At 73.0% G+C, this 23,800-nt stretch carries 23 protein-coding genes; 4 read left to right on the plus strand and 19 right to left on the minus strand.

Annotation, left to right across the window (positions count from 1 at the left end):
* Nucleotides 1-50 precede the first annotated feature (50 nt).
* Complete coding sequence (locus tag ASC82_RS26710; RefSeq protein WP_157863508.1) at nucleotides 51-1,454, plus strand: hypothetical protein; 1,404 nt, start codon at nucleotides 51-53, stop codon at nucleotides 1,452-1,454.
* Here ASC82_RS26710 and ASC82_RS26715 read toward each other — a convergent pair.
* Complete coding sequence (locus ASC82_RS26715; protein WP_056653117.1) at nucleotides 1,418-1,933, minus strand: MarR family transcriptional regulator; 516 nt, start codon at nucleotides 1,931-1,933, stop codon at nucleotides 1,418-1,420. The two genes, ASC82_RS26710 and ASC82_RS26715, sit on opposite strands and share 37 nt — an antisense overlap.
* Before the next feature lie 83 nt (nucleotides 1,934-2,016).
* Here ASC82_RS26715 and ASC82_RS26720 point away from each other — a divergent pair, with 83 nt between their 5' ends.
* Together ASC82_RS26720 and ASC82_RS26725 are read left to right on the plus strand one after the other, a co-directional pair.
* Nucleotides 2,017-2,961: an ABC transporter ATP-binding protein gene (locus tag ASC82_RS26720; RefSeq protein WP_056653121.1), complete on the plus strand. Its 945-nt coding sequence runs from the start codon at nucleotides 2,017-2,019 to the stop codon at nucleotides 2,959-2,961.
* Nucleotides 2,958-4,523, plus strand: a complete 1,566-nt coding sequence (locus ASC82_RS26725) for a hypothetical protein (RefSeq protein WP_056653124.1) — start codon at nucleotides 2,958-2,960, stop codon at nucleotides 4,521-4,523. The genes ASC82_RS26720 and ASC82_RS26725 overlap by 4 nt, the downstream gene beginning before the upstream one ends.
* A gap of 134 nt (nucleotides 4,524-4,657) precedes the next feature.
* On the opposite strand, the gene ASC82_RS26730 is transcribed toward ASC82_RS26725, so the two are convergent.
* The 18 genes from ASC82_RS26730 to ASC82_RS30475 form a co-directional block, all read right to left on the minus strand.
* Complete coding sequence (locus ASC82_RS26730) at nucleotides 4,658-5,863, minus strand: cytochrome P450 (RefSeq protein WP_056653136.1); 1,206 nt, start codon at nucleotides 5,861-5,863, stop codon at nucleotides 4,658-4,660.
* A gap of 60 nt (nucleotides 5,864-5,923) precedes the next feature.
* Entirely contained in the window at nucleotides 5,924-6,589 is a 666-nt protein-coding gene (locus ASC82_RS26735; RefSeq protein ID WP_024758818.1) for a response regulator transcription factor, read from the minus strand.
* Nucleotides 6,586-7,908 carry a histidine kinase gene (locus ASC82_RS26740; protein WP_056653140.1) on the minus strand — a complete coding sequence of 441 codons (1,323 nt, stop codon included), beginning with the start codon at nucleotides 7,906-7,908 and terminating at the stop codon, nucleotides 6,586-6,588. Before ASC82_RS26740 ends, ASC82_RS26735 begins: the two co-directional genes overlap by 4 nt.
* A 76-nt stretch (nucleotides 7,909-7,984) precedes the next feature.
* Nucleotides 7,985-8,854 carry an alpha/beta hydrolase gene (locus ASC82_RS26745; protein ID WP_056653143.1) on the minus strand — a complete coding sequence of 290 codons (870 nt, stop codon included), beginning with the start codon at nucleotides 8,852-8,854 and terminating at the stop codon, nucleotides 7,985-7,987.
* Between the two features lie 103 nt (nucleotides 8,855-8,957).
* A complete protein-coding gene (gene kynU / locus ASC82_RS26750) occupies nucleotides 8,958-10,160 on the minus strand; it encodes a kynureninase (protein WP_056653146.1) in 1,203 nt (400 codons plus the stop codon).
* Nucleotides 10,153-10,995, minus strand: a complete 843-nt coding sequence (locus ASC82_RS26755; protein WP_056653149.1) for a tryptophan 2,3-dioxygenase family protein — start codon at nucleotides 10,993-10,995, stop codon at nucleotides 10,153-10,155. Before ASC82_RS26755 ends, kynU begins: the two co-directional genes overlap by 8 nt.
* A gap of 124 nt (nucleotides 10,996-11,119) precedes the next feature.
* A complete protein-coding gene (locus ASC82_RS26760; protein WP_157863509.1) occupies nucleotides 11,120-11,902 on the minus strand; it encodes a DUF3152 domain-containing protein in 783 nt (260 codons plus the stop codon).
* 398 nt (nucleotides 11,903-12,300) lie between these two features.
* A complete protein-coding gene (locus ASC82_RS26765) occupies nucleotides 12,301-12,714 on the minus strand; it encodes a DUF3151 domain-containing protein (protein WP_024758824.1) in 414 nt (137 codons plus the stop codon).
* 22 nt (nucleotides 12,715-12,736) lie between these two features.
* Entirely contained in the window at nucleotides 12,737-14,194 is a 1,458-nt protein-coding gene (locus ASC82_RS26770; protein ID WP_056653155.1) for an MFS transporter, read from the minus strand.
* Nucleotides 14,195-14,247: 53 nt separating this feature from the next.
* Nucleotides 14,248-15,408, minus strand: a complete 1,161-nt coding sequence (locus tag ASC82_RS26775) for a MalY/PatB family protein (protein ID WP_056653159.1) — start codon at nucleotides 15,406-15,408, stop codon at nucleotides 14,248-14,250.
* 102 nt (nucleotides 15,409-15,510) lie between these two features.
* The gene (fbaA, locus tag ASC82_RS26780) at nucleotides 15,511-16,533 is read right to left on the minus strand and encodes a class II fructose-bisphosphate aldolase (RefSeq protein WP_056653162.1); all 1,023 of its coding nucleotides are present in this window, start codon (nucleotides 16,531-16,533) and stop codon (nucleotides 15,511-15,513) included.
* 211 nt (nucleotides 16,534-16,744) lie between these two features.
* Nucleotides 16,745-17,284: an orotate phosphoribosyltransferase gene (gene pyrE / locus ASC82_RS26785; protein ID WP_056653165.1), complete on the minus strand. Its 540-nt coding sequence runs from the start codon at nucleotides 17,282-17,284 to the stop codon at nucleotides 16,745-16,747.
* 45 nt (nucleotides 17,285-17,329) lie between these two features.
* Nucleotides 17,330-18,115 (minus strand): aldose epimerase, encoded by a 786-nt coding sequence (locus tag ASC82_RS26790; protein ID WP_056653168.1) that lies wholly within the window; start codon nucleotides 18,113-18,115, stop codon nucleotides 17,330-17,332.
* Between the two features lie 34 nt (nucleotides 18,116-18,149).
* The gene (locus ASC82_RS26795; RefSeq protein ID WP_056653171.1) at nucleotides 18,150-19,103 is read right to left on the minus strand and encodes an SRPBCC family protein; all 954 of its coding nucleotides are present in this window, start codon (nucleotides 19,101-19,103) and stop codon (nucleotides 18,150-18,152) included.
* Between the two features lie 103 nt (nucleotides 19,104-19,206).
* The gene (locus ASC82_RS26800) at nucleotides 19,207-20,859 is read right to left on the minus strand and encodes a spermidine synthase (protein ID WP_242427790.1); all 1,653 of its coding nucleotides are present in this window, start codon (nucleotides 20,857-20,859) and stop codon (nucleotides 19,207-19,209) included.
* A gap of 201 nt (nucleotides 20,860-21,060) precedes the next feature.
* The gene (locus tag ASC82_RS26805; RefSeq protein WP_056653176.1) at nucleotides 21,061-21,579 is read right to left on the minus strand and encodes a DUF2617 family protein; all 519 of its coding nucleotides are present in this window, start codon (nucleotides 21,577-21,579) and stop codon (nucleotides 21,061-21,063) included.
* Between the two features lie 278 nt (nucleotides 21,580-21,857).
* Nucleotides 21,858-22,070 carry a hypothetical protein gene (locus tag ASC82_RS26810; protein WP_056653179.1) on the minus strand — a complete coding sequence of 71 codons (213 nt, stop codon included), beginning with the start codon at nucleotides 22,068-22,070 and terminating at the stop codon, nucleotides 21,858-21,860.
* A 52-nt stretch (nucleotides 22,071-22,122) separates the two neighbouring features.
* Nucleotides 22,123-22,308, minus strand: coding sequence for a hypothetical protein (locus ASC82_RS30475; protein ID WP_056653182.1), 186 nt, complete (start codon nucleotides 22,306-22,308; stop codon nucleotides 22,123-22,125).
* A gap of 214 nt (nucleotides 22,309-22,522) precedes the next feature.
* Between ASC82_RS30475 and ASC82_RS26820 the strand changes: the two genes are divergently transcribed.
* Nucleotides 22,523-23,692, plus strand: coding sequence for a pyridoxal phosphate-dependent aminotransferase (locus ASC82_RS26820; RefSeq protein ID WP_107105977.1), 1,170 nt, complete (start codon nucleotides 22,523-22,525; stop codon nucleotides 23,690-23,692).
* Nucleotides 23,693-23,800: the final 108 nt, after the last annotated feature.

Here is a 23,800-nt window from a genome sequence, read left to right on the forward strand (position 1 = left end):
GGCTGGTGCCGGGGTGCGGCGGCCGTCTAACGTCACGCGTGGGTGGCCACATGCGTGACGGGGGACGGGCGATGGCACGGGCGTTGGATCTGCCGGAGACGGCGAAGGCTCTGGACCGGTACGGGCGAAGAGCGAGCAGCGTGATGGCGAGCGGGTGCGTCCTGTTCGTCCCCGCCGCGGGGATCCCGCTCGTGGCACCCGGGGAGCCGTGGGCCGACGACCTGATCGGCGCGCTCGTCGCCCTGGGCGTGCTCGTGGCCGGTGCCGGAGCCGGTTCCTGGGCCCTGGCACGCCGGATGAGGCGCGTGCTCGGCTCCGGGGCCTGGTCGGCGCATGCCGCGGTGGCCGTGCGGAGCATGCGGACCACCGAGGCCGTCGTGCTGCGGTCCCCGGCCGGGGACGGGCTGTGGCCGCTGGAGGTGGTCGCGATGCGGCAGCGGTACGAGCCGCTGCGGCCGGGCCCCGACGGGGTGATGTGGTGGTGCGGGGACCCGACCAGGGGCGGGGTGCTCGCGCCGCCCGGCGGCGGGGCGCTGCTCTGGACCAGGCCGGTGAAGCATCGGCGTGCGCGACAGCGGATCGTGGAGCAGGCCGCGCGGACGGGGCTCCTCGGCCGGGCGAACCCCGTCCAGCCGCAGGTGCGGGTCCGGGTGCCGCAGATCCCGGATCCGGTCCCGCCCACCGTTCCGGCCCCGCGCGTGAGCCTGGTCAAGCGGCCCGAGTCCGACCCGCCCGGCGCCCCGACGTACGCGCGGCTCGCGGCCCACGCCGGGCGGCAGGCCGTGCCACGGCCCCGGACGCGGACCCGGCGGCCGGAGGCGGACGTCCGCGAGGTGGCGTGGTGGCGCGTGCGGAGCCTGCGACGGGCCGCCGGGGTCAGCCGGGTCCTGGTGGCGCTGGTCGTCTGCGCGGTGGCGGCCGTGGCGGCGGGCATCCGGCCGGAGGGGAGCGGCCTGATGAGGCTGTTCCTCGTGGCGATCGTGGGGATCGCGGCGCTCGCCTACTCCGGCCACCACCTGCTGACCGTCGGGATTCCCGCGGTCCGGCTGATGGCCCGGGCCGCGCACTCCCCCGTACCGGTCACGCGGCGGTACGTACTGCTCCACGACCCGCGGGACGGGGTTCCCGTTCTGGTCGCCTTCACCACCCCTTGCGGACCGCACGACGCGCCCGAGGGGCTTCTTCCGCTGCTGCCGCCGGGCACCGGCAAGCACCCGTGGCTCGGGCTGCCGTCGGAGCCCACCGGGACCGTCGAGCTGAGGGGCTGGCGCGACTTCCACGCCGACGGCCTGCCGGTCGTCGTCCCGCGGGTCGAGGGGCGCGCGCTATGGCCGGCGGGGCCGTACCGGCCGGCCCGGGGGGCGGAGGGCGCCGCGCTCCTCGCCCGGCTCGCTCCGCCCGTGGACGCGCGGGCCCGTCAGGAGGAGAACTCGGCTCCCCGAGCCGCCTTGTAGGCGCTCCAGCGGTCCATGATCCCCAGCATCTCCCGCTGGAGGAACGCGAAGAACTCGGCCGTCTCTGCGGTGCGGGCGCCCGCCGCCGTCTTCGGGCCGAGCAGTTCGGAGCCTTCGCGGAGGGCCTTCTCCCAGCGGACGAGGATCTGGTCGCGGCGGGTGAAGGTCTCGTACCAGAGCTCGTTGTGGAGGACGTACCGCTCGCGCCGGGTGCCGGGATCGCGCTCGCGGCTGACCATGCTGACCTGGCTGAGATAGCGGATCGCGCCGGAGACCGCCGCCGGGCTGATCCTGAGCTGTTCGGCCAGTTCGGCCGAGGTCATCGAGGCGCTTTCGGAGGCGAGGAGCGCCGCGAAGACGCGGGCGGCCATGCGCTGCATGCCGGCTTCCGTCAGTTCGGCGGCGAAGCGCTCCACGAAGCGGGACACGCCCTCCTCGTTGCCGTCCTTGCTCACGTCGGTGCTCGTCATGCCGGTCATCGTCTCCCTCGTCGCTCCGCCGCTCCGACTTTATACGCTTCCTTAACTTCACAAGTTTGTGAAAGTACCGTACGTTCTGAAGCATGACGAAGGCAATCAGCGTCGCCGGACTCCACAAGTCCTTCGGGCGCACCCACGCGCTGGACGGCCTCGACCTCACCGTCGAGACCGGCGAGGTCCACGGCTTCCTCGGCCCCAACGGAGCCGGGAAGTCCACCACCATCCGGGTCCTCCTGGGCCTGCTGCGCCCCGACTCCGGCGCCGCCGCGGTCCTCGGCAGGGACCCCTGGCAGCACGCCGTCGAGCTGCACCGGCGCATCGCGTACGTCCCCGGCGACGTGACGCTCTGGCGCAACCTCTCCGGCGGCGAGGTCATCGACCTGTTCGGCCGGCTGCGCGGCGGCGGCCTCGACAAGGCCCGGCGCGCCGAGCTGATCGAGCGCTTCGAGCTCGACCCCACCAAAAAGGGCCGCACCTACTCCAAGGGCAACCGCCAGAAGGTCGCCCTCGTCGCCGCCTTCGCCTCCGACGTCGACCTGCTCGTCCTCGACGAGCCGACCAGCGGCCTCGACCCGCTGATGGAGGAGGTCTTCCAGTCCTGCGTCACCGAGGCGCGGGAGCGCGGCCGGACCGTCCTCCTGTCCTCGCACCTCCTCAGCGAGGTCGAGACCCTCTGCGACCGGGTCAGCATCGTCCGCAGGGGCCGGACCGTCGAGTCCGGTTCGCTCGCGGAGCTGCGCCACCTGACCCGTACGAGCGTCACCGCCGAACTGGCCTCCCCGCCCAACGGACTCGCCCACCTCCCCGGCGTCCACGACCTGACCGTCACGGGACAGCGGGTCAGGCTCCAGGTCGACACCGACAAGCTCGACGCCGTCCTGCGGTCCCTCACCGGCTCGGGCGTCCGGAGCCTGACCAGCACCCCGCCGACCCTGGAGGAGCTCTTCCTCCGCCACTACGCGGACGACCAGCACGCGGACGACCAGCACGCGGACGACCAGCACGCGGACGAAGAGGTGCGGTCATGACCCTCACCGGCACCGGCACCCTCGCCCGGCTCGCCCTGCGCCGGGACCGGGTCATGATCCCGCTCTGGGCCCTCGTCACCGGCGGCCTGGTCGCCAGCGGCGCCGGCTCGCTGGAAGGGCTGTACGGCACGGCCGCCGAGCGCGCCGAGATCGCCGCATCCATGACCGCCAACAGCTCGATGCGCTCCCTCTACGGGCCGGTCTTCGGCGACTCCCTCGGCGGGCTCGTCGCCTGGCGCTTCGGCACCTTCGCCGCCGTCCTCGCCGCCGTGGCGAGCGTGATGGTCGTGATCCGCCACACCCGCGACGAGGAGGAGACCGGCCGCCAGGAGATGCTCTCCGCCGGAGCGGTCGGCCGGCGCGCCCCGCTCACCGCCGCCCTCCTCGCCGCGCTCGCCCTCGACACCGCCGTCGCCCTCATCGTCACGGCGGGCCTCGCCGGACAGGGCGCGGCCGGGGCCCTCGCCCTCGGCCTCGCCGTCGGCGGCACCGGCATGGTCTTCGCGACCCTGGCCGCCGTCACCGCGCAGCTGACCGAGAGCGCCCGCCTCGCCCGGGGCCTGGCGGCGGCCGTCCTCGGCCTCGCCTTCGTCCTGCGGGCGGCCGGCGACGCCGGTACGGCCTCCGGGGACTCGGTCCTGACCTGGCTCTCCCCCATCGGCTGGGCCGAGAACGTCCGCGCCTTCGCCGGCGAGCGCTGGTGGGTGCTGCTCCTGATCCTCGCGGCCGTCCTGGTCCAGACGGCGGTGGCGTACGCGCTGACCGCCCGCCGGGACGTCGGCGCGAGCTTCTTCGCGACCCGCCCCGGCCCGGCCGAGGGACGCCTCGCGACCGCCGGAGCCCTCGCGTGGCGGCTCCAGCGCGGCGCGCTGCTCGGCTGGTCGCTCGGCTTCCTGCTCGGCGGGCTCGTCTTCGGCGGGATGGTCGAGGGCGCGGCCGACATCGTCGGCGACAACGAACAGGCCCGTCAGATCTTCGAGCGGATGGGCGGCCGGAGCGGGCTCACGAACGCCTTCCTCGCCACCATGGTCTCCCTCTTCGGGATGATCGCGGCGCTCTTCGCGGTCGCTTCGGTGCTGCGGGCGCACGGCGAGGAGACCTCCGGCCGGGCCGAACCGCTCCTCGCAAACGCCCTGGGCCGGATCCGCTGGGCCGCCGGCCACCTGGTGATCGCCTTCGGCGGCTCCGCCCTGATCCTGGCCCTCGCCGGACTCGGCCTCGCCCTCTCGTACGGGCACGACCTCGGTCCCGTCCTCGGTGCCGCGCTCGCCCAGCTCCCGGCGGTGTGGACCCTCGCCGGGCTCGCCGTCCTCCTCTGGGGCGCCGTGCCGAAGGCCGCGACCGCCGCGTGGGGCGCGGCCGGGCTCTGTCTCGCGCTCGGCTGGATCGGCCCGGCGCTCGACCTGCCGCAGGCGGCCCTGGACCTCTCGCCCTTCGGCCACCTGCCGAAGCTGCCCGGCCAGGACATGGCCTGGGGCCCGGTCCTGGCCCTGACCGCCCTGGCGGCGGCCCTCGTCGCGGCCGGCCTGGCGGGGCTGCGGCGCCGGGACGTCCAGGGCTGAGGCCGGGGACGTCCAAGGCTGAGGCCGGGGACGTCCAAGGCTGAGGCCGGGGACGTCCAAGGCTGAGACGGGGGACGTCCAAGGCTGAGACGGGGGACGTCCAAGGCTGAGGCCCGGGACGTCCCCCGGCGGGCTCACACCTCCACGAGCAGCGCCTCGACGCCCCGGATCACGTACCCCGGCGTCCGTACGGGCTCCGCCGCGAGCCGCATGTCCGGCGCCTGGCGGAGCAACTCGCCGAAGACCGCCTCCAGTTCGAGGCGGGCGAGCGGGGCGCCGAGGCAGTAGTGGATGCCCGCGCCGAAGGTGATGTGCGGGTTGTCGGCGCGGGTGAGGTCGAGCTCGTCGGCCGTCGGACCGAAGCGGGCCGGGTCGCGGTTGGCGGAGCCGAAGAGGAGGGCGACCTCGGAGCCGCGCGGGATGACCTGGCCGCCGATCTCGATGTCGTCGAGGACCCAGCGCTCGAACATCTGGAGCGGGGTGTCGTACCGCAGGATTTCTTCCACAGCTGTGGACAACTTTTCGGGATCCGGACGGACGCCCTTCCGCAGGAGCGTCCACCAGCCGTTGACCGTGGTGTTCACCGTGGCCTCGTGGCCCGCGTTCAGGAGCAGCACACAGGTGGAGATCATCTCCTGCTCCGTCAGCTCCTCCACCCCGATGAGCCCCGAGATCAGGTCGTCCCCCGGGCTCTTCCGACGCCGCGCGATCAGCTCCCGCAGATAGTCCGAGAACTCGATCGAGGCCACGACCGCCCGCCGGGCCGTCTCCTCCGAGGGGTTCAGCTCGAACATCCCGCAGATCGCCGCCGACCAGGGCCGCAGCCGACCCCGCTCCTCGTCGTCCTCCGGAATCCCCAGCATCTCGGCGATCACCGCGACGGGGAGCGGTTCGGCGACCGAGGCGAGCAGATCGCCGCCGCCCCGGGCCACCAGGTCCCCGACGAGCCCGGCGGCGAGCCGCCGTACCGTCGGCGCCAGGTTCTCCACCGTCCTCGGCGTGAACGCCTTCGACACGAGCCGCCGGATCCGGGTGTGGTCGGCCGCCTCCAGATCGAGCAGCCCGTGGTCGTTGAGCGTGTGGAACGGCTCGTACGCGGCGGCCGGCGCCTCCCGCCCGAACTCCTCGTGCGTGAACCGGTGCGTGTACGTCCGGCCGAGCCGGCGGTCCCGGAGGAGCGCGGACACGTCCGCGTAGTGCGGGATCAGCCACTGGCGGGTGGGAGCGTGCCAGTGCGCACGGCCGGCGGCGCGGAGCCGGGCGTAGGCGGGGTAGGGATCGGCGACGAACCCGGGGGACCAGGGGTCGTACACGGCGTCAACAGCGTCGATGGCATCCATGACCGGACGCTACCCCCGGAACCCCCGCCAACCGCCGACCGCCGACCGCCGACCGGACCGTCAGCCGCCGACGCGCACCAGGCCGGCCTCGTACGCGAAGACCGCCGCCTGCGTCCGGTCGCGCAGCCCCAGCTTCACCAGGACACGGCTCACGTGCGTCTTGATCGTGGACTCGGCGACGACGAGGTGCTCGGCGATCTCGACGTTCGACAGGCCCTGCGCGATGAGCACCAGCACCTCCGTCTCCCGCTCCGTCAGCTCCCCGATCTGCGCCATCGCGGGCGGGCGCGGCGAGCTGCCGGGCGCCTTCGCGAACTCGGTGATCAGCCGCTTGGTGACGGTCGGCGCGAGCAGCGCCTCGCCGCCCGCGACCACCCGCACGCCCTCGGCGAGCTGCCGGGCGGAGGCGTCCTTGAGGAGGAAGCCGGAGGCGCCGGCGCGCAGCGCCTGGTAGACGTACTCGTCGAGGTCGAAGGTGGTCAGGACGAGGACCTTCGCGTCCTCGTCGGCGGCGACGATCTCCCGCGTGGCCTCGATGCCGTTCAGCTCGGGCATGCGGATGTCCATGAGGACGACGTCCGGGCGGAGGGCGGCGACCTGGGAGATCGCCTCCCGGCCGTTGACGGCCTCGCCGACGACCTCGATGTCGGGCATCGCGCCGAGCAACACGGAGAAGCCCTCGCGGACCATCATCTGGTCGTCGACGATCAGCACACGGATGCTCATTCCACGCTCTCCTCACGGCTCACGGGGATGAAGGCCGCGACCTCGTAGCCGCCGTCCGCGGTCTCCTCGGCGGTCATCTCCCCGCCGAGCATCGTCACACGCTCCCGCATGCCGGTGATGCCGTGCCCGGCGCCGGGCGAGGGCTTCACGAGCCCCCGCGCGGGCCCGTTGGCGACGCGCAGTCCAAGCCCCCCGAGTACGTACGACACCTCGACCTTGGCCGCAGCACCCGGCGCGTGCCGCAGCACGTTCGACAGGGCCTCCTGGACGATCCGGTACGCGGAGAGCTCCACGCCCTGCGGCAGCTCCCGCACCGCGCCGGTCACGGTCTTCTCGACGTCGAGCCCGGCCTCGGCGACGTTCCGGACGAGCGCGTCGAGGTCGCCGAGGGTCGGCTGCGGGGCGTCGGGCGCCTCGTAGTCCTCGGCGCGGACGACCCCGAGGATGCGGCGCAGCTCGGTCAGCGCGGCCACCGCGTTCTCGCGGATGGTGAGGAAGGCCTGCTCCAGCTCCGGCGGCGGGTTCTCGACCCGGTAGGGCGCGGCCTCCGCCTGGATGGCGACCACCGACATGTGGTGGGCGACGACGTCGTGAAGCTCCCGGGCGATGGTCGTCCGCTCCTCCAGGACGGTCCGCTTGGAGATCTCCTGGGCGGTGACGGTCTGCTGGGCGGTGACCTCGCGGTCGGCCTGGCGGCGGACCTGGACCATGGAGACGGTGAGCAGGACGAGGGCCGAGACGAAGAGGAGCGGGACCGACACGGAGCTGCGCCCCATGCCGAGGAACATCTCGGCGAAGAGGCAGTAGCCGGCCGTCACCAGCCACATCCACACGGCGGTACGGGGCCGGGTGCGGGCGGCGACCACGGCGAGGACCACCACGTGGCAGACGAGGCAGGCCGCCGACCAGGGCCAGCCGCCGTCGAAGCCGCCGATGTACCCGACGAAGGGGGCCGCGCCGAGCGAGGCCCAGAAGGCGAGGATCGGCCGGACCAGGGTGAGCAGCACGATCGCGGCCGGCAGGCAGGTGATCACGAGTGCCGACACGCCGAATCCGTAGTAGATCCGGTCGTATCCCAGGGCGAAGACGATCACGGCGCAGAACAGGACGAAGGCGTGCGGGAGCAACCCCGCGAAAATGCGTATCCGCTCCGGCAGGAAGCGGGTCGGCCCGCTGTTCACGTCCATGCGTGGCAGCGGCCGGTAGGCGAAGGCGTCATGGAACAGCTCTTGGCGCAGCCCGCCGAGGGCCACCTGCACCAGGTGGAGCTCGGGGCTGCGGCTCGTCTCGGAGGTCCGTGTCTCGGTCACGCGCTCCACGGTACGGGCGGCGGGGGACCCGGTCGTCCCGCTCGTTACGGATCCTCCGCCATCCCCCCTGAGGACTACGTGTCCGTCACCAGGCCAGCTGGGCGATCTCCTCCGAGACCACCGCGCAGGCGTCCGCCGCCGGGTCGATGAGGGGGAAGTGGCCGACGCCTTCGAGGAGGGTGAAGCCGACCTCCTCGCCGGACTTGGCCGCCGCTTCCGCGTACGCCTCGGCGACCGTGTGCGGGACGACGATGTCCTCGCGGCCCTGGACGACGGTGGTGGCGATGCCCGTCGGGAGGAGGACGGCCGGGTCCGTGAAGGGGGCCCGGTGGGCGTACTCCGTCTCGCCGCCGAGGAGTTCGGTGACCGCGCCGCCGCACACGCCGAGTTCCACCGCCCGCTCGAAGTGGGCGATCGGGGCGAGGGCGACGACCCCGCGCAGTGCGGGCGGGGCGGGCAGGCGCCACGGGGAGCCGGCGGGGAGGACGTGCCGGGCGGCGGCCCAGAGGGCGAGGTGGCCGCCGGCGGAGTGGCCGGTGAGGACGATCCGGGCGGTGTCCGCCTGCGGCAGGTGGACGGCGGCCAGGTCCGGTACGGCGTCGAGCGCGGCGGCCACGTCGTCGAAGGTCTCCGGCCAGCGGCCGGCGACCGGGGCCGTACCGCCCTGGCGGGGGATGTCGCTGCCGCGCCGGTACTCGACGCTGGCCACGGCGAAGCCGCGGCGGGCCAGGAAGTCCACGAACGGGGTCAGGTGCTGCCGGTCGTACGGCGCCCGCCACGCGCCGCCGTGCAGGGCGACGACGAGCGGGGCCCGGGTGCGGCCGTCGCGCGGGGCGTAGAAGTCGACCACCTGGTCCGGGTGGTCGCCGTACGCGGCGGAGGCGTCCGGGGCGACGGCCGGGTGCGAGAAGGCCGAGGCTTCTTCGGCGGCATCGCGCGCGGCGGGGTCCGGCATGCTGTTCCAACCTCTCGGTGACGCGGCCGAATTGGCCTGACCTGCGGGGACGGTACCAGCACCGGAGCCCCCGCAGATCAGGCGATCATCGGACGGTCACCCCTCAGGCGGGGAGGTCGGCCAGGACGTCCGCGAGGGTGCGGGCCGCCCGCTCCGCGTCCGCGAAGCCGACGTACAGCGGCGTGAAGCCGAAGCGCAGCACGTCCGGGCGGCGCAGGTCGCCGACGACCCCGCGCTTGATCAGCTCCGCCATGACGGCGGGCGCGTTCTCGCAGCTCAACGCGGCCTGGCTGCCGCGCTCGCCGTGCGCCTCGGGCGTCACCGAGGTGACCCGGCCCTCCGGCACGTACGCCCGCACGCACTCCAGGAAGAAGTCCGTCAACGCGAGGGACTTGGCGCGCACGTCCTCGATCGCGACCCCGTCCCACACGTCGAGCGCCGACTCCAGCGCCAGCATGGAGAGGATGTCGGGCGTCCCGACCCGGCCCTTCAGCGCGCCCTCGGCCGCCTCGTACCCGGGGGTCATGGCGAAGGGGTCCGTGTGCGAGTTCCAGCCGGGCAGCGGCGAGTCGAAGGCCGCCTGGTGGCGCTCGGCGACGTACAGGTACGCGGGCGAACCGGGGCCGCCGTTCAGGTACTTGTAGGTGCAGCCGACGGCCAGGTCGACCCCGTGGGCGTCCAGGCCGACGGGCAGGGCGCCCGCGCTGTGGCACAGGTCCCAGACGGCGAGCGCGCCCGCCGCGTGGAGCGCGGCGGTGAGGCCGGGCAGGTCCTGGAGCCGGCCCGTGCGGTAGTCGACGTGGTTGACGAGCGCGAGAGCCGTGCGCTCGCTCACCGCGTCCGCCATGTCGGCCGGGTCGCACGCCACGATCTCGTGACCCGTCATCCGCGCCGCGGACTGCGCGATGTACCCGTCCGTGGGAAAGGTCGTCGCGTCGACGAGGATCTCGTCCCGCTCGTCGCCGTTGATCCGGGCCGCGGCGACGACCGCCTTGAAGACGTTCACGCTCGTCGAGTCGCCGACCACGATCTGCCCGGGGGCGGCGCCGACGATCGGGGCTATCCGGTCGCCGATCCGCTCGGGCGCGGTCCACCAGCCCGACTCGTCCCAGGAGCGGATGCGGAGCTCGCCCCACTCGCGGGTGATCACGTCGGCCATGCGGGCCGGTATGTGCGCGGGGAGCGCGCCGAGCGAGTTGCCGTCGAGGTAGACGGTCCCCGCGTCGAGCGCGAACTTCTCGCGGTGCTTGGCCAGCTCGTCGGCCGCGTCCAGCCGGGCGGCCCTCTCCTCGTACGTGTCAGACATGGCTTCGCGCCGTCCAGAGCTCCGGGAACACGTTCTTCTGGGCCCGCTTCTCCAGCCAGGCCACACCGGCCGAACCGCCGGTGCCGGTCTTCGCGCCCATCGCGCGCCGGGTCGCCACCAGGTGGTCGTTGCGCCATCGCCAGACGAGCTCGGCGACGTCGCTCAGGGCCTCGCCGAGCCGGACCAGCTCGGTGTTCTGGTCGGCGTCCGCGTAGATCCCGGCCCACACGGCCTCGACCTCGGGGGACGGCTCGTACCGCTGCGCGAGGTCACGGCCGAGGACCGACTGCGGCACGGGCAGGCCGCGCCGGGCAAGGAGGCCGAGGACCTCGTCGTACAGGCTCGGCTCCTGGAGCGCCTTCTCCAGCTCGGCGTGGACGCGGGGCGCGCCCCGGTGCGGGACGAGCATCGACGCGGACTTCTCGCCGAGCAGGAACTCCATCCGGCGGTACATCGCCGACTGGAAGCCGGAGCCCTCGCCGAGCGCGGCCCGGTAGGCGTTGAACTGGCCGGGGGTGAGCTGGGCGAGCGGCCGCCACGAGTGGTTGAGGGCCTCCAGCTCGCGGACCGAGCGCTTGAGCGCGTCCATCGCGACGGGGACGCGGTCCTCGCGCAGGGCGCGGCTCGCGGTCTCCCACTCGTGGACGATGACCGTGAACCACAGCTCCATGACCTGGGTGGTGACCAGGAAGACCATCTCGCCCGGGTCGTCCGAGCGGAGGTGCTGGAGGTGGGTGAGGACGTCCGCCTGGACGTAGTCCTCGTACGGCGTGGTACCCGCGAAGTCGAGGTTCGGGTCGACCGAACCGGCTCCGGCATCGGGGAAGGTGGACATTGCTGTCTCCTCGATACGAACTACCGGGTAGCGGTCTGCTCCACCGCGCGCGCGTCGTTCCCTGCGGCACGGGAGCCCCGGTCCCCTCGGGAGGCGTGCTTCGTCGCGCGCCGTCCCAACCGCATCATGACACGATCGGCCCCGTGATGTAGCTCCCGTCTTCGTCATACGGAAACGCGTTCGAACGGCAGCCGTTGAGACCCTTGATCTGCTGCATCATCGCGGGCGCCGGCTTGCCCGGACCCGGGCAGCCCATGTGCTGCCGGATGCCGATCTCGTGCCCGACCTCGTGGTTGATGATCAGATGCCGGTACTCGGCGGCCTCCCCCGCGAAGGTCGGCGAGCCCAGCATCCACCGTTTGAGGTTCACGACGACGCCGTCGGCGGTCTCGCAGTTCAGCTCGCCGTGGGTGTTCAGGCCCTGCCGGGCGCAGAGGGCGTCCGCGGTGTCCGGGGTGGCGATCCGGATGACGAAGTCGGCGTTCTGCGAGACCAGCTGGAAACGGCCCCGGCCGTGCGCGGCCCAGCTGCGCGGATGGGCCAGGATCTGCTGGATCTCGGCGGCCGCGCCGTGCGCCGACAGCTCGATGCCGTCCTCGACCTGGACCCGGTAGCGGCGCAGGGAGCCGCCGGTGCCGACCGCGTCGCCGGAGGCCTGCGCGGTGGTGAAGGTCCCGGCGCCGGCCTGCGGCACGGTCGTCTTCTTCGGGCTCGGTTTCGGTTTGGGTTTCGCCGTCGTCGGCTTGGGCTTGGGTTTCGGCTTCGCCGTCGTGGGCCGGGGGGCCGGGGCGTCCGTCGTGGGCGCCTCGGTCACGGTCGTCGGCCGCGGTGCGGGGGCGGCCGAGTCGTCGGTCGCGGTGCCGTTGAAGTGGGCGAGGGCGGCGCCGCCGCCGAGCGCGAAGGTCATCAGCACCAGCGTCGGAAGCACGAGGCGGCGCACGGGGCCGCGTCTGCCTCTGCCCCGCCGGCGGCTCTGGTTCCCTCGCCGTCCTGCGGGTGCGGCACGCTTGCCCACGACAGTCTTCTCCCCTGCGTCGGCCGGTGTGGGGGAAGAGGAGATGGGGCCTCGGAAACCGGCGTCTTCGGTCCTGCGGTCCCCGGGATCGTACCGGCCCTCTTCGAACGTCTTCGAACGCGCTCGGTGGCGTCGAGAGGTCTGTCCCGATTTCCCCCTGCCCGGCAGGACAGGGGGAAACCGGGACGGATCAGGTCGTTCGGAGGGCCCTCCGGAAGGTCGTTCCGTGGTCGTCCGGAAGGTCGTTCCGGTGGTCGTCCGGAAGGTCGTTCCGGTGGTCGTCCGGAAGGTCAGCCGAGCGTCTCCGCCGCGGTCTCCGAGGAGTCCCGCAGGAAGGTCGTGCAGCGCTCGAACTCCGCCTTCTCGCCGATCTCGCCCGCCGCCCGGGCGAGGGCGTGCAGGGCGCGCAGGAAGCCGCGGTTCGGCTCGTGCTCCCACGGCACGGGGCCGTGGCCCTTCCAGCCCGCGCGGCGCAGCGCGTCCAGGCCGCGGTGGTAGCCCGTACGGGCGTAGGCGTACGACTCGACGACCCGGCCGCCCTCGAAGGCGTCGTCGGCGAGGCGGGCCCAGGCGAGCGAGGAGGTCGGGTACTGCGCGGCGACCTCGGCCGGCGCCGTGCCGCTCGCGAGCAGCTCGCGCGGACCCGGCTCGTCCGGCAGGTGGGTGGGGGCGGGTCCCCCCAGGAGGTTCTCGTGGATGGCCATGGGGACCACCCTAGGGCGTGTCTCAGCGGCCGGCGTCCCGCTCCCCGGGGTCCAGCGGCGGCGACGTCACCCCGCAGTGCACCCGGCACTCCGGGTGGCACTCCGCGCCCGCCGGCCGGGTCCGCATCGTCGTCCAGGCGAGCACCGCCCCGACCACCAGGATCCCCGCGCACATCGGCATCGCGCGCCGGAAGGTCTCGTCGAACTCCGTCGCCGAGAGGTACGCCTCCGGGCCCATCCCCGCGAGCAGCGGCAGCGCGGCCACCGCGAGCAGCCCGGCCGCCCGCGCCGCCGCGTTGTTGATGCCGCTCGCCAGGCCCGCCCTGCCCACGTCCACCGAGGCCAGGACGGTCGCGGTCAGCGGCGCGACCAGGGCCGTCATGCCGAGGCCGAGCACCAGCACGGCCGGCAGCACGTCCCGTACGTACGAGGCGTCCTCCCCGACCCGCAGCATCAGCAGCATCCCCGCCGCGCACAGCAGCGGCCCCACCGTGAGCGGGATCCGGGGCCCGATCCGCTCCCCCACCTCGCCGGACTTCGCCGACAGCAGCAGCATCAGCACGGTCGTCGGCAGCAGGGCCGTACCGGCGCCGAGCGCCGAGTAGCCGGAGACCACCTGGAGCTGGAGCGCGGCGAGGAAGAAGAAACCGCCGAACGCCGCGTACACACAGAGCGTGACCAGGTTGACCGCCGTGAACATCCGGGACGCGAAGATCGACGGCGGCGCCATCGCGCGCTCGCCGCGCCGCCGCTCCACCATCACGAACGCCGCCCCGAGCACCACCCCGACCGCCCCCGCCCACCAGGCCGCGCCGATCAGCGCGTACGTCACGAGCCCGAGCGCCGCCGCGCCCAGGACCGCGCCGAGCACGTCGAAGCGGCCGTGCGCGGTCTCGTCCCGCGACTCGGGCACGTGACGCAGGGCGACGGGCACGCAGAGGGCGGCGAGCGGCACGTTCAGCAGGAACACCCACCGCCAGCCGGGGCCGTCCACCAGCCAGCCGCCGACGAACGGCCCGATCGCCGCGCCCACACCGCCGAAGCCGGACCACAGGCCGACCGCCTTGGCCCGGTCGTCCTCGTGGAAACTGGCCTGGATCAGCGCGAGCGAGCCGGGCGTGAGCAGGGCTCCGCCGACGCCCTGGAGGGCGCGGGCCGCGATCAGGATCCCGGCGTTCGGCGCGAGCCCGCACAGCAGCGAGGCCACCGCGAACCACACGACGCCGATCACGAAGACCCGGCGCCGCCCGTACCGGTCGCCGAGCGCCCCGCCGAGCAGGATCAGCCCGGCGAGGGTCAGCATGTAGGCGTTGACGGTCCACTGGAGCGCGCCCATGTCGGCGTCCAGGTCCTCGCCGATGTGCGGCAGGGCCACGTTGACGACGGTGGAGTCGAGCAGCACCATCCCGGACCCGAGGACGGTCGTGAACACGATCCACCGACCGGTCCCCGACGCCATCCGCACGTCCCGCTCGCCCATGCCTGCCATGGTCCCGCGAAGAGGACGCACCCGCCCTTCGGGCCCCGCCCGCGTCAGGTCGTGCGCAACCGGCTCGCCGCGCGGATCAGCGCGTCCACGCCCCGCTCCGCCTTCTTCCTCGGGCAGCCCACGTTCAGCCGGACGAAGCCGGGCGTCCCGTACACCCCGCCCGGCATGATCGCGACCTTCTCCACGGACACCAGCTCCTCCTGGAGCCGGGTCTCCTCGATCCCGAGCGGCCGCAGGTCGATCCAGGCCAGGTAGCCGGCCTGCGGGGGCTCCCACACGACGCCGGGCAGCCCCGTCGCCAGCCGCTCCCGGAGCAGCTCCATCGTGCCCGCGACATAGCCGCGCAGCGCGTCCAGCCACGGCGCGCCCTGCCGGTACGCGGCGATGTGGGCGGTCAGCGAGAGCACGGCGGGCGAGGCGAGGCCCTCACCGGTCTCCATGCGCCGCACGAACGCCTCGCGCTCGTCCGGGTCGCCCACGATCCCGTACGAGCCGGAGAGCGCGGGAAAATTGAAGGCCTTCGTGCCGGAGGTGACGAGCGCCCAGCGCCGGCCCCGGCCCGGCTCGGCCACCCGGCTCCACGGGACGTGGCGGTGGCCGTCGGTCGTGAGGTCGGCGTGGATCTCGTCGCTGACGACGGCCGCCCCGTGGCGCTCGGCCAGCTCGGCGAAGGCGGCGAGCTCCTCCTCGGTCCACACCCGGCCGGTCGGGTTGTGCGGGGAGCAGAGCAGCAGCATCCGGCTGTCGGGGCGGGCGAGCTCCCGCTCCAGCGCGTCGAGGTCCCCGAGCGGCACGCCCCGCAGCTCGCGCCCGAGCCCGGTGACGGCCTTGCGGAAGCCGTCGTAGGTGGGGGTGTGGACGACGACGCCGTCGCCGGGCTCCGTCCACATCCGCAGGAGCTGCGAGAGCTGGTTGAGCACGGACGGCGCGTACACCAGCGCCCCGGGGTCGATCTCGGTCGCGTACCGGCTCGCGTACCAGTGTCCGATCGCGTCCCGGAAGTCGCCGAGCCGCCAGTCCGTGTAGCCGAAGACGCCGTGGTCGACGCGGTCGCGCAGGGCGGCGAGGACCTCGGGAGGAGAGGCGAAGTCCATGTCGGAGATGGTGAAGGGCAGCAGGTCGGGGACGCCGAAGCGGTCCGCTATCCCGTCCCACTGCACCGACCAGGTGCCGTGCCGGTCTATCTCGCGGTCGAAGTCGTACATCAGGCCCTCCCGTCGACGCACGAGGGCCCGGCACCTCAGGAGGTACCGGGCCCGTCGCTCACACGCTTACTTCACTTACTTCGCTGACTTCGGCTACGCCGCTTACTTCAGCTTCGTGCCGGTCGAGCGCAGCGCGGCACACGCCTCGGTCACGCGGACGGCCATGCCGGCCTCGGCCAGCTTGCCCCAGGTGCGCGGGTCGTAGGTGGACTTCTTGCCGACCTCGCCGTCGACCTTCAGGACACCGTCGTAGTTGCGGAACATGTGGTCCACGACCGGACGGGTGAAGGCGTACTGGGTGTCGGTGTCGAGGTTCATCTTCACGACGCCGTTCTCCAGCGCGGTGGCGATCTCCTCGGCGGTCGAGCCCGAGCCGCCGTGGAAGACGAAGTCGAACGGGTTGACCTTGCCGAACTTCTCGGCGACGCCCGCCTGGAGGTCCTTGAGGAGCTCGGGGCGGAGCACGACGTTGCCCGGCTTGTAGACGCCGTGCACGTTGCCGAAGGACGCGGCCAGCAGGTAGCGGCCCTTCTCGCCCAGGCCGAGGGCCTCGGCGGTGCGGATCGCGTCGTCGACGGTGGTGTACAGCTCGTCGTTGATCTCGTGGGTGACGCCGTCCTCCTCGCCGCCGGTCGGGGTGATCTCGACCTCAAGGATGATCTTGGCGGCGGCGGCCTTCGCGAGCAGCTCCTGGCCGATGGCCAGGTTGTCGGCGAGGGTCTCGGCGGAGCCGTCCCACATGTGCGACTGGAACAGCGGGTTCTCGCCACGGGCGACGCGCTCGGCGGAGATGTCGAGCAGCGGACGGACGTAGCCGTCCAGCTTGTCCTTCGGGCAGTGGTCGGTGTGCAGAGCCACCGTGATGTCGTACTTCGCGGCGACGATGTGCGCGAACTCGGCCAGGGCAACGGCGCCCGTGACCATGTCCTTGTTGTACTGGCCGCCCAGGAACTCGGCTCCACCGGTCGAGATCTGGATGATGCCGTCGCTCTCGGCCTCCGCGAAGCCTCGCAGCGCCGCGTGCAGAGTCTGGGTCGAGGTCACATTGATGGCCGGGTAGGCGAACTTGCCTGCCTTCGCCCGGTCGAGCATCTCGTTGTAGACCTCGGGGGTTGCGATGGGCATTCGTCCGCTCCTTGTGATGTGCGGGGTGTGTGCGTTGCTGTCCCTGACCTGGGGGCGACGTCATCGTCGACCCCATCCTTTCAGACTCTCGTCCGAGCTCCCACGGGCACGGCACGACAAGGGGCGGGGTGTTTCACGTGAAACACCCCGAAAATGCAGGTCAGGACCGGTCTGACCGGGGTCCGGGACCTAAGTCACGACTTCGCGGCGGTTACGCCAGGCCGAGATCGGCCAGCTGGTAGCCGGTGAGGTACGGCAGGCCCGCACCGTCGATCGCGCCGGCAGCGCCCCGGTCCACGATCGTGGCCACGGCCACGACCTCGCCGCCCGCCTCGCGGACGGCCTCGACGGCGGTCAGCGGCGAGCCGCCGGTGGTGGAGGTGTCCTCGACGACGAGGCAGCGGCGGCCCTTCACGTCCGTCCCCTCGATACGGCGCTGCATGCCGTGCGCCTTCTGCGCCTTCCGTACGACGAAGGCGTCGAGGCGCTGTCCGCGCGCGGCGGAGGCGTGCAGCATCGAGGTCGCGACCGGGTCGGCGCCCAGGGTCAGACCGCCGACGCAGTCGAAGTCCAGGTCGGCGGTGAGGTCGAGCATGACCTGGCCGACCAGCGGCGCGGCCTTGCCGTCCAGCGTGACCCGGCGCAGGTCGATGTAGTAGTCGGCTTCCAGACCCGAAGAGAGGGTCACCTTGCCGTGTACCACGGCCTTGTCCTTGATCTGCTGGAGCAGCTCAGCGCGTACGTCAGTCATGGTCAGCAGCTTAAGGGGCGTCCGCGCACGGGCGCCTACCGTCGTCTACAGGCTCCGCCAGCGCCAGACGCTCCCGACCTCCAGGGGGTCGATCGGGGTGACGAGACGCGGGTGGGTGTTGAGGCCGTTCGGCGGACCGGACTGCGGCTCGACGCAGACGGCCTCCGCCGGCTCGTCGTAGATCACGACCCACTCGGCGCGGCTGGTGACCTTCAGCTCCAGCTCGTCCGGCCAGGTGAGGGTGACGTCGACGCCGCCGGGCATGCCGAAGCAGTCGTCCCAGGGGCCGGGGAGGGGGTCGATCCGGCGGCCGGTGGGGAGGTGGTTCTCGCCGCGCTCCTCCTGCCAGGCGGGGGCGAAGTCGAGCTGCACGTCCTGGCCACCCCGGCCGAGGTTCCGCAGGAACCAGGGGTGCCAGCCGGCCTGCGCCGGGAAGGAGTCGTCGTAGGTCTCGACGCCGAAGGCGAGGGTGAGGGAGTCCTCGGCCAGTTCGAAGACCTGGGTGACCTTGCCCTTGTACGGCCAGGGGTCCCCGAGCTCGCAGGTGAAGACCGCCGAGGTCTCGTCGACCCGGGCCGTCTTCCAGGCGAGGTCGCGGACGGTGCCGTGGATGGCGTGCGGGGGTGCGTTGACCGGCAGCTGGTGCGTGGTCGCCCCGTTGCGGAAGCGGCCGTTCTCGGTCCGCCCACACCAGGGCACCATCGGGAAGCTCCCGAACCGCTCGCCCTGGCGCAGCACCTCGGTGCCGCCGATCCGCAGGCCCTCGATCCGGCAGCCGTGCTCGGGGCTGATGGTCAACTCGGCGTCGCCCGCCGTCAGTCGCGTCTGCATGCTCACGCCCCGACCCTAAACGTGCCGGGCCGATTCAGCGGCGTCGGCGCAGAGCCCGGCCGACGACGACGGCGGAGGCGATGGCGAGCGCGGCGGCGGGGGCGATCCAGCGCAGGGTGGCGGTCGCTCCGCCGGCCTCGGGCGCGGGCACGGGGGCGTACCGGCCGCGCGGCGGGGCGTGGTCGACCTCCTCGGCGCTGCGCCCGATCATGGTCCGCCGCGCGTGGGCGGCCTCGGCGGCGGGCTGCGGGGCGGGGAAGTCGATCGGGGTGGCGCCGAAGCTCTCGTCGAGGAGGGGGTCGAGGGAGGGGGGAGGGACGGGCGCGTCGAAGACGGGGGAACGCCCGGGCTCGTCGACCCCGTCGTCCACACCGTCGTGATCGGAGTCGGCGTCGGCGTCGGCGTCGGCGTCGGAAGCGCCCGTGTTGGAAGCGTCCCTGTTGGAAGCGTCCGTGTCGGAAGCGTCCGTGTCGGAAGCGTCCGTGTCGGAGTCCGCGCCGTCCTTGTCCAGTGCCGCCGCCGATGCCTGAGGCGCCTCCGATGCCTTCGATGCCTCCGGCGCCGCCATCAGCGCGGTGACCGCGTCCACGAACTTGTCGAGCAGCCGGACGCCGGCCGTGGCCCGTGCCTCGTCCGTCGCCTCGGCGAGCCGGCCGGCCGCCGTCAGCGCACCGGTGAAGCCGATGCTCGTGCCCTCGCCCACGGGGGTGAGGACGACCGTCAGGGAGAGCTCGGCCGAGCCCTTGCCCCGGGCCTCGGCACCCTGCCCCTCGTAGGTGATGGCGCCGTCCCGCTCGACGACCCGCAAGGTGCCGCGGTAGGTGATGGTGTGGCCGCCGACCCGGATCTTGAGCCGGCCCGCGAGGGGGCCCGCCTCCGCGTCGGCGTCCCGCTGGAGGCCGGGCACGCAGCGCACCACCCGGGCCGGGTCCGTGAGCGTCGCGCGCAGGGCCTCGGCCGGTACGGGAACGAACACCTCATGCTCCATGGAAGCCGAGCCTACTCAGGCCGGGGCGCGGCGTCGCCTCTTTGCGCCGGGGCCCGCGCGCCCCTGCCACCGCCCTCCGCGCTCCACGCTCCGCACTCCGCCTTCAGCTGCCGTAGCGCGGGTGCACCAGGGTCGAGGGCGGCAGCGCGGGGACCCGGGCCCGCTCGGCGCGGCGCGCCGCGGCCTCCAGGGTGCCCGCGCCGAGGGAGCGCAGCCGGGGCGCGTCGGAAGCGAGACCGAGGACGGGCGGCCGGTCGCCCGGGACCGCGAGGAGGAAGCCCCAGTCCCCCGGTCCCTGTTCCGTACCGCTGTGGCGGTCGGCGCGGTCGGGGCCGGCCGCGAAGCCGGGGGTGCGGCCGCTCGCGCTGTACGGGCGGGTCGCGAACCCGGCGGCGCGCAGGGTGGCGTCGACCGTCCAGTAGGTGTGCGGCCGGTCGGTGACCGATCCGGCGTGCACGGCGAACCGCCCGGCACCGGTGAGGACGCGGGCCACGAGTCCGTGGAACTCCTGCGAGTAGAGCTTGGTGCTGGGGGTGATGCCCGGGTCGGGGAGATCGGAGATCACCACGTCGTACCGTTCCTGCACACGATCGGCGGCGCCCCGGAGCCAGTTGAAGGCGTCCGCGTAGACCACCCGGACACGGGGGTCCCGGAACGCCTGCGCGTTGAGCGTGGCGAGCGCCGGGTCCGTACGGGCGAGGCGGACGACGCCGGGGTCGAGCTCGACGACGGTGACGGAGGAGACGCCGGAGTAGCGCAGCACCTCCCGGGCGGCGAGCCCGTCCCCGCCGCCGACGATCAGGACGCGCGCGTGCGGGCCCTTCATCGCGGGGTGGACGAGCGCCTCGTGGTACCGGTACTCGTCCTGGCCCGCCACCCGCAGCCGCCCGTCGAGGAACAGGTCGGGCGGCCCCTCGCGGCCTCCCGTCACCACCACCTCCTGGAGGTCGGTGTGGACGGCGACCCGCACCTGGTCCCCGTACACGGCCCGGCGCGCGGCCTCCTCGAAGTCGTCGACGAGCACGGTCGCCGTGGCGAGGACGGCGAGGACCGACATGTTCACCCCGATCAGCAGGGCGCGGGAGCGGGCGGTCAGGTCGCGGCGGAACACCCACAGCACGAGGCCGCCGCCCGCGATCGCGTTGACCGCGCCGGTGACGAGCGCGCCGGTGAGCTGGCCGAGCCAGGGCAGCAGGAGGAAGGGGAAGGCGAGGCCGCCGACGAGCGCGCCGACGTAGTCGGCGGCGAAGAGGTCGGCGACCGTCCCCGCGGCGTCGTCCGGCTCGACGGGCGGGGCCTGCCGCCGCGCCCGCTTAGCGAGCCCCGACCGCGCCCCCGTCCGCTCCCCTGACCGGGCCCCTGCCCCCGACTCGGGGACGGAGCCGGCCCGCTGTATCAGGGACATGAGGAGCGGGATCTCCGCACCGATGAGCACGCCGATGGCGAGCGAGAACGCCACGACGACGTACCGCGACTCACCCAGCCAGGCGAAGGCCGCGTACAGCGCGAGGGCGGAACAGCCGCCGATCAGCGCGAGCCCGGCCTCGACCATGCCGAAGCCGACGGCGGCGCGGCAGCGCAGCCGCTTGGCGAGGAGCGAGCCCACTCCCATCGCGAAGACCATCACGGAGAGCACGACGGAGGCCTGGGTGACCGAGTCGCCGATCAAGTACGAGGCGAGCGCGACCAGTTCCAGCTCGTAGACCAGACCGCAGGCAGCGCAGACGAAGACCACGGCGAGGACCGGGAAGCGCACCGCCTGTCCCGATCGCGGCGACCGGGGCGACCTGGGCGGTCTGGGTGGTCTGGGCGGCCGCTCGCGCCGCCGCACGGGCGGTTGTCGCACCCTTGTGGGTGGCATGGTCACGGTCGGCTCGATCATGAACGTAACGCTACGTCACGACTTACGCGCTCCTTGTCACCCACACGAGTGCAACTGGAGCCCTGGAGGGGCGTATCAGAGCGTTGCGGGCATACGTGCGCCGATCCGGGTCCGGGTGACCACCAACTGCCCTTCCTGCGGGTAGGCGTGCCAGGTGCGCCAGCGCACCTGCCCCTCGTGACGCTGCGCCAGCATCGCCGTGAAGGCGTGCGGGGAGCCGGGGAAGGTCCCCGCGAGTCCGTTGGGGTGGTCGGCGACGAGCGCGAGCAACTCCTGCGCACGGCCCGCGAAGGAGCCGTGCGAGAGCGTCTCGACGCGCGCTGCGAATTCGTACTCCCATTCGCCGACGCGCTTGGAGACGCCGAGCGGGAGGGGGGTGCTGCTGCCGGGCATGCAGGCGACGGTCTCCGAGCAGCTGCGCCCCTCCTCCTCCAGGAGTACCTGGTGGGATGCGCCGAGAAGCCTCAACTGGAGGCTGGCGCCGGAGAGTTCGAGGTCGAGTACGGCGAGGGCGGGCAGCGGCTCGCGCCCGAGGGCCCAGGCCAGATCGGCCGCGCGGGTATCGGTGTAGGAGGTTTTCAGGGTGGTGAGCATGGGTCGGCTCCGCAAACACGGTTTGACGGGTGGGCCGGGGGCGCCCCGGAGAGGGTCCAACGGGAGTGGGGGATCGCCGGCTCGGTTCCACACACGGTCCGAGGGCTGTCTCTGTCAGGAGCGAGAGAACCACGGACGCCGAGCGACTCGCAGCGTTTTTACCCAACTTGCCGTGGTTTCCAACCCCTTCGGGGACCCCACAGTTCAATTGTTCAATCAGAATTGATCGACAAGATCCGCCGAAATGCCAACGTCACGTGCCTACGGGTCCGTTGCGCTCAGCTGCCGCCGCCGCAGCCGCCACCCCCACAGCTGGATCCGGAGCTGCAGGAGCTCCCGCCCCCGCCGCAGCCCCCGCCGCCCCCGCCGTCGGCCCAGTTGCTGCCGCTCTTCCGCCTGGCGCGCGGGTGGCCGGCGCCGGTGATGCCCCGGACGGCGGCGATCAGACCGATGATGACGACCGCGCCGATGAAGATGATGAAGAGTTCCATGTGTACGACCCCCGTTCTTCTGTACGAGGGGGATGCCCTCTGCATCCCCCCGTCAAAGCCGACTTGAGCGATTCCAGAGCTTCAGCTGCACGAGGACGAGGAGCTGGAGCAGGAGGACGAGGAGCACGACGAGCTCGAGCACGACGAGCTGGAGGTGGAACAGGACGAGGACGAGGACGACGAGGACGAGGAACACGAGGACGAGGAGGAGGACGAGGAGTCCGACGACCCGGCCCACCAGCTGTCGGTACCGGAAGCGCTGCCACCGGCGACGCCGCCACCCGCACGCACGGTGCCGCGCATCGACAGCGCGACGACCCACACCACGATCGCGATCACGGCCGCGATCCCGAGGATGAAGAATGCGATGTTCATGCCAGGGCGATCCCCGCGGCGTGCCCTCGCCAAAGCGCACTTGAGCAAGTCCAGAGCTTCCCCCCAGGATGGCGGTCATGACACGACCGCTGCTCAACCGCCGGCTCGCCGAATTCGGGACGACGATCTTCGCCGAGATGTCCGCGCTCGCCGCCAGAACCGGGTCGATCAACCTCGGTCAGGGCTTCCCCGACACCGACGGCCCCGAGGAGATCCGCGAGGCCGCGGTCCGCGCGCTGCGGGACGGCCGCGGCAACCAGTACCCGCCCGGCCCCGGCGTCCCCGAGCTGCGCCAGGCCGTCGCCGACCACCAGCGGCAGTGGTACGGCCTGGAGTACGACCCCGACACGGAGGTCCTGGTCACCGCCGGCGCCACCGAGGCGATCGCGGCGGCGCTGCTCGCCCTCGTGGAGCCCGGCGACGAGGTGATCGCCCTGGAGCCGTACTACGACTCGTACGCGGCCTGCGTCGCGATGGCCGGCGGCACCCGCGTCCCCGTCACGCTCCGCCCGCACGAGGGCGCCTACGTCCTCGACCTGGACGAGCTCCGGGCAGCCGTCACCGACCGGACCCGGCTCATCCTCCTCAACACCCCGCACAACCCCACCGGCACCGTCCTCAGCCGGGCCGAGCTGACCGCCGTCGCCGAGCTGGCGATCGAGCGGGACCTGCTGGTCGTCACCGACGAGGTGTACGAGCACCTGGTCTTCGACGGCACCGAACACATCCCGCTCGCGAGCCTCCCCGGCATGCGGGACCGCACGGTCACCATCGGCTCGTCCGGCAAGACGTTCTCGTTCACCGGCTGGAAGGTCGGCTGGATCACCGCGAGCCCCGAGCTGACGACCGCCGTCCGCTCGGCCAAGCAGTTCCTGACGTACGTCTCCTCCGGCCCCTTCCAGTACGCGATCGCCGAGGCGCTCCGCCTCCCGGCCACGTACTTCGACGGCCTCCGCGCCGACCTCCAGGCCAAGCGGGACCTGCTGAGCGAGGGCCTCGCGCAGGCGGGCTTCGCGGTCTACCGCCCGGCGGGCACCTACTTCGTCACCACCGACATCCGCCCCCTCGGCGCCGACGACGGCTTCGCCTTCTGCCGCACCCTCCCCGAGCGCGCCGGCGTCGTCGCCATCCCGAACGCCGTCTTCTACGACCACCGCGAGGCCGGCGCCCCCTTCGTCCGCTTCGCCTTCTGCAAGAAGACGGAGGTCCTGGAGGAAGCCGTCTCCCGCCTCAAGCGCCTCGCCTGAGGCCCCCGAGACCCCCGAGGCCCCTGAGGCCCCTGAGGCCCCTGAGGCCCCTGAGGCCCCTGAGAGCCCCGAGGGTGCACGAAAGCCCGGCCAGGGCCGTGACCACCA

Source organism: Streptomyces sp. Root431 (assembly GCF_001426585.1).
Classification (GTDB): Bacteria; Actinomycetota; Actinomycetes; order Streptomycetales; family Streptomycetaceae; genus Streptomyces; species Streptomyces stackebrandtii.

Coding starts and splice junctions, on each gene's coding strand:
- ASC82_RS26710 (WP_157863508.1), top strand. CDS start 51: ATGCGTGACGGGGGACGGGCGATGGCACGGGCGTTGGATCTGCCGGAG.
- ASC82_RS26715 (WP_056653117.1), bottom strand. CDS start 1,933: ATGACCGGCATGACGAGCACCGACGTGAGCAAGGACGGCAACGAGGAG.
- ASC82_RS26720 (WP_056653121.1), top strand. CDS start 2,017: ATGACGAAGGCAATCAGCGTCGCCGGACTCCACAAGTCCTTCGGGCGC.
- ASC82_RS26725 (WP_056653124.1), top strand. CDS start 2,958: ATGACCCTCACCGGCACCGGCACCCTCGCCCGGCTCGCCCTGCGCCGG.
- ASC82_RS26730 (WP_056653136.1), bottom strand. CDS start 5,863: ATGGATGCCATCGACGCTGTTGACGCCGTGTACGACCCCTGGTCCCCC.
- ASC82_RS26735 (WP_024758818.1), bottom strand. CDS start 6,589: ATGAGCATCCGTGTGCTGATCGTCGACGACCAGATGATGGTCCGCGAG.
- ASC82_RS26745 (WP_056653143.1), bottom strand. CDS start 8,854: ATGCCGGACCCCGCCGCGCGCGATGCCGCCGAAGAAGCCTCGGCCTTC.
- kynU (WP_056653146.1), bottom strand. CDS start 10,160: ATGTCTGACACGTACGAGGAGAGGGCCGCCCGGCTGGACGCGGCCGAC.
- ASC82_RS26755 (WP_056653149.1), bottom strand. CDS start 10,995: ATGTCCACCTTCCCCGATGCCGGAGCCGGTTCGGTCGACCCGAACCTC.
- ASC82_RS26760 (WP_157863509.1), bottom strand. CDS start 11,902: ATGACCTTCGCGCTCGGCGGCGGCGCCGCCCTCGCCCACTTCAACGGC.
- ASC82_RS26765 (WP_024758824.1), bottom strand. CDS start 12,714: ATGGCCATCCACGAGAACCTCCTGGGGGGACCCGCCCCCACCCACCTG.
- ASC82_RS26770 (WP_056653155.1), bottom strand. CDS start 14,194: ATGGGCGAGCGGGACGTGCGGATGGCGTCGGGGACCGGTCGGTGGATC.
- ASC82_RS26775 (WP_056653159.1), bottom strand. CDS start 15,408: ATGTACGACTTCGACCGCGAGATAGACCGGCACGGCACCTGGTCGGTG.
- fbaA (WP_056653162.1), bottom strand. CDS start 16,533: ATGCCCATCGCAACCCCCGAGGTCTACAACGAGATGCTCGACCGGGCG.
- pyrE (WP_056653165.1), bottom strand. CDS start 17,284: ATGACTGACGTACGCGCTGAGCTGCTCCAGCAGATCAAGGACAAGGCC.
- ASC82_RS26790 (WP_056653168.1), bottom strand. CDS start 18,115: ATGCAGACGCGACTGACGGCGGGCGACGCCGAGTTGACCATCAGCCCC.
- ASC82_RS26795 (WP_056653171.1), bottom strand. CDS start 19,103: ATGGAGCATGAGGTGTTCGTTCCCGTACCGGCCGAGGCCCTGCGCGCG.
- ASC82_RS26805 (WP_056653176.1), bottom strand. CDS start 21,579: ATGCTCACCACCCTGAAAACCTCCTACACCGATACCCGCGCGGCCGAT.
- ASC82_RS26810 (WP_056653179.1), bottom strand. CDS start 22,070: ATGGAACTCTTCATCATCTTCATCGGCGCGGTCGTCATCATCGGTCTG.
- ASC82_RS26820 (WP_107105977.1), top strand. CDS start 22,523: ATGACACGACCGCTGCTCAACCGCCGGCTCGCCGAATTCGGGACGACG.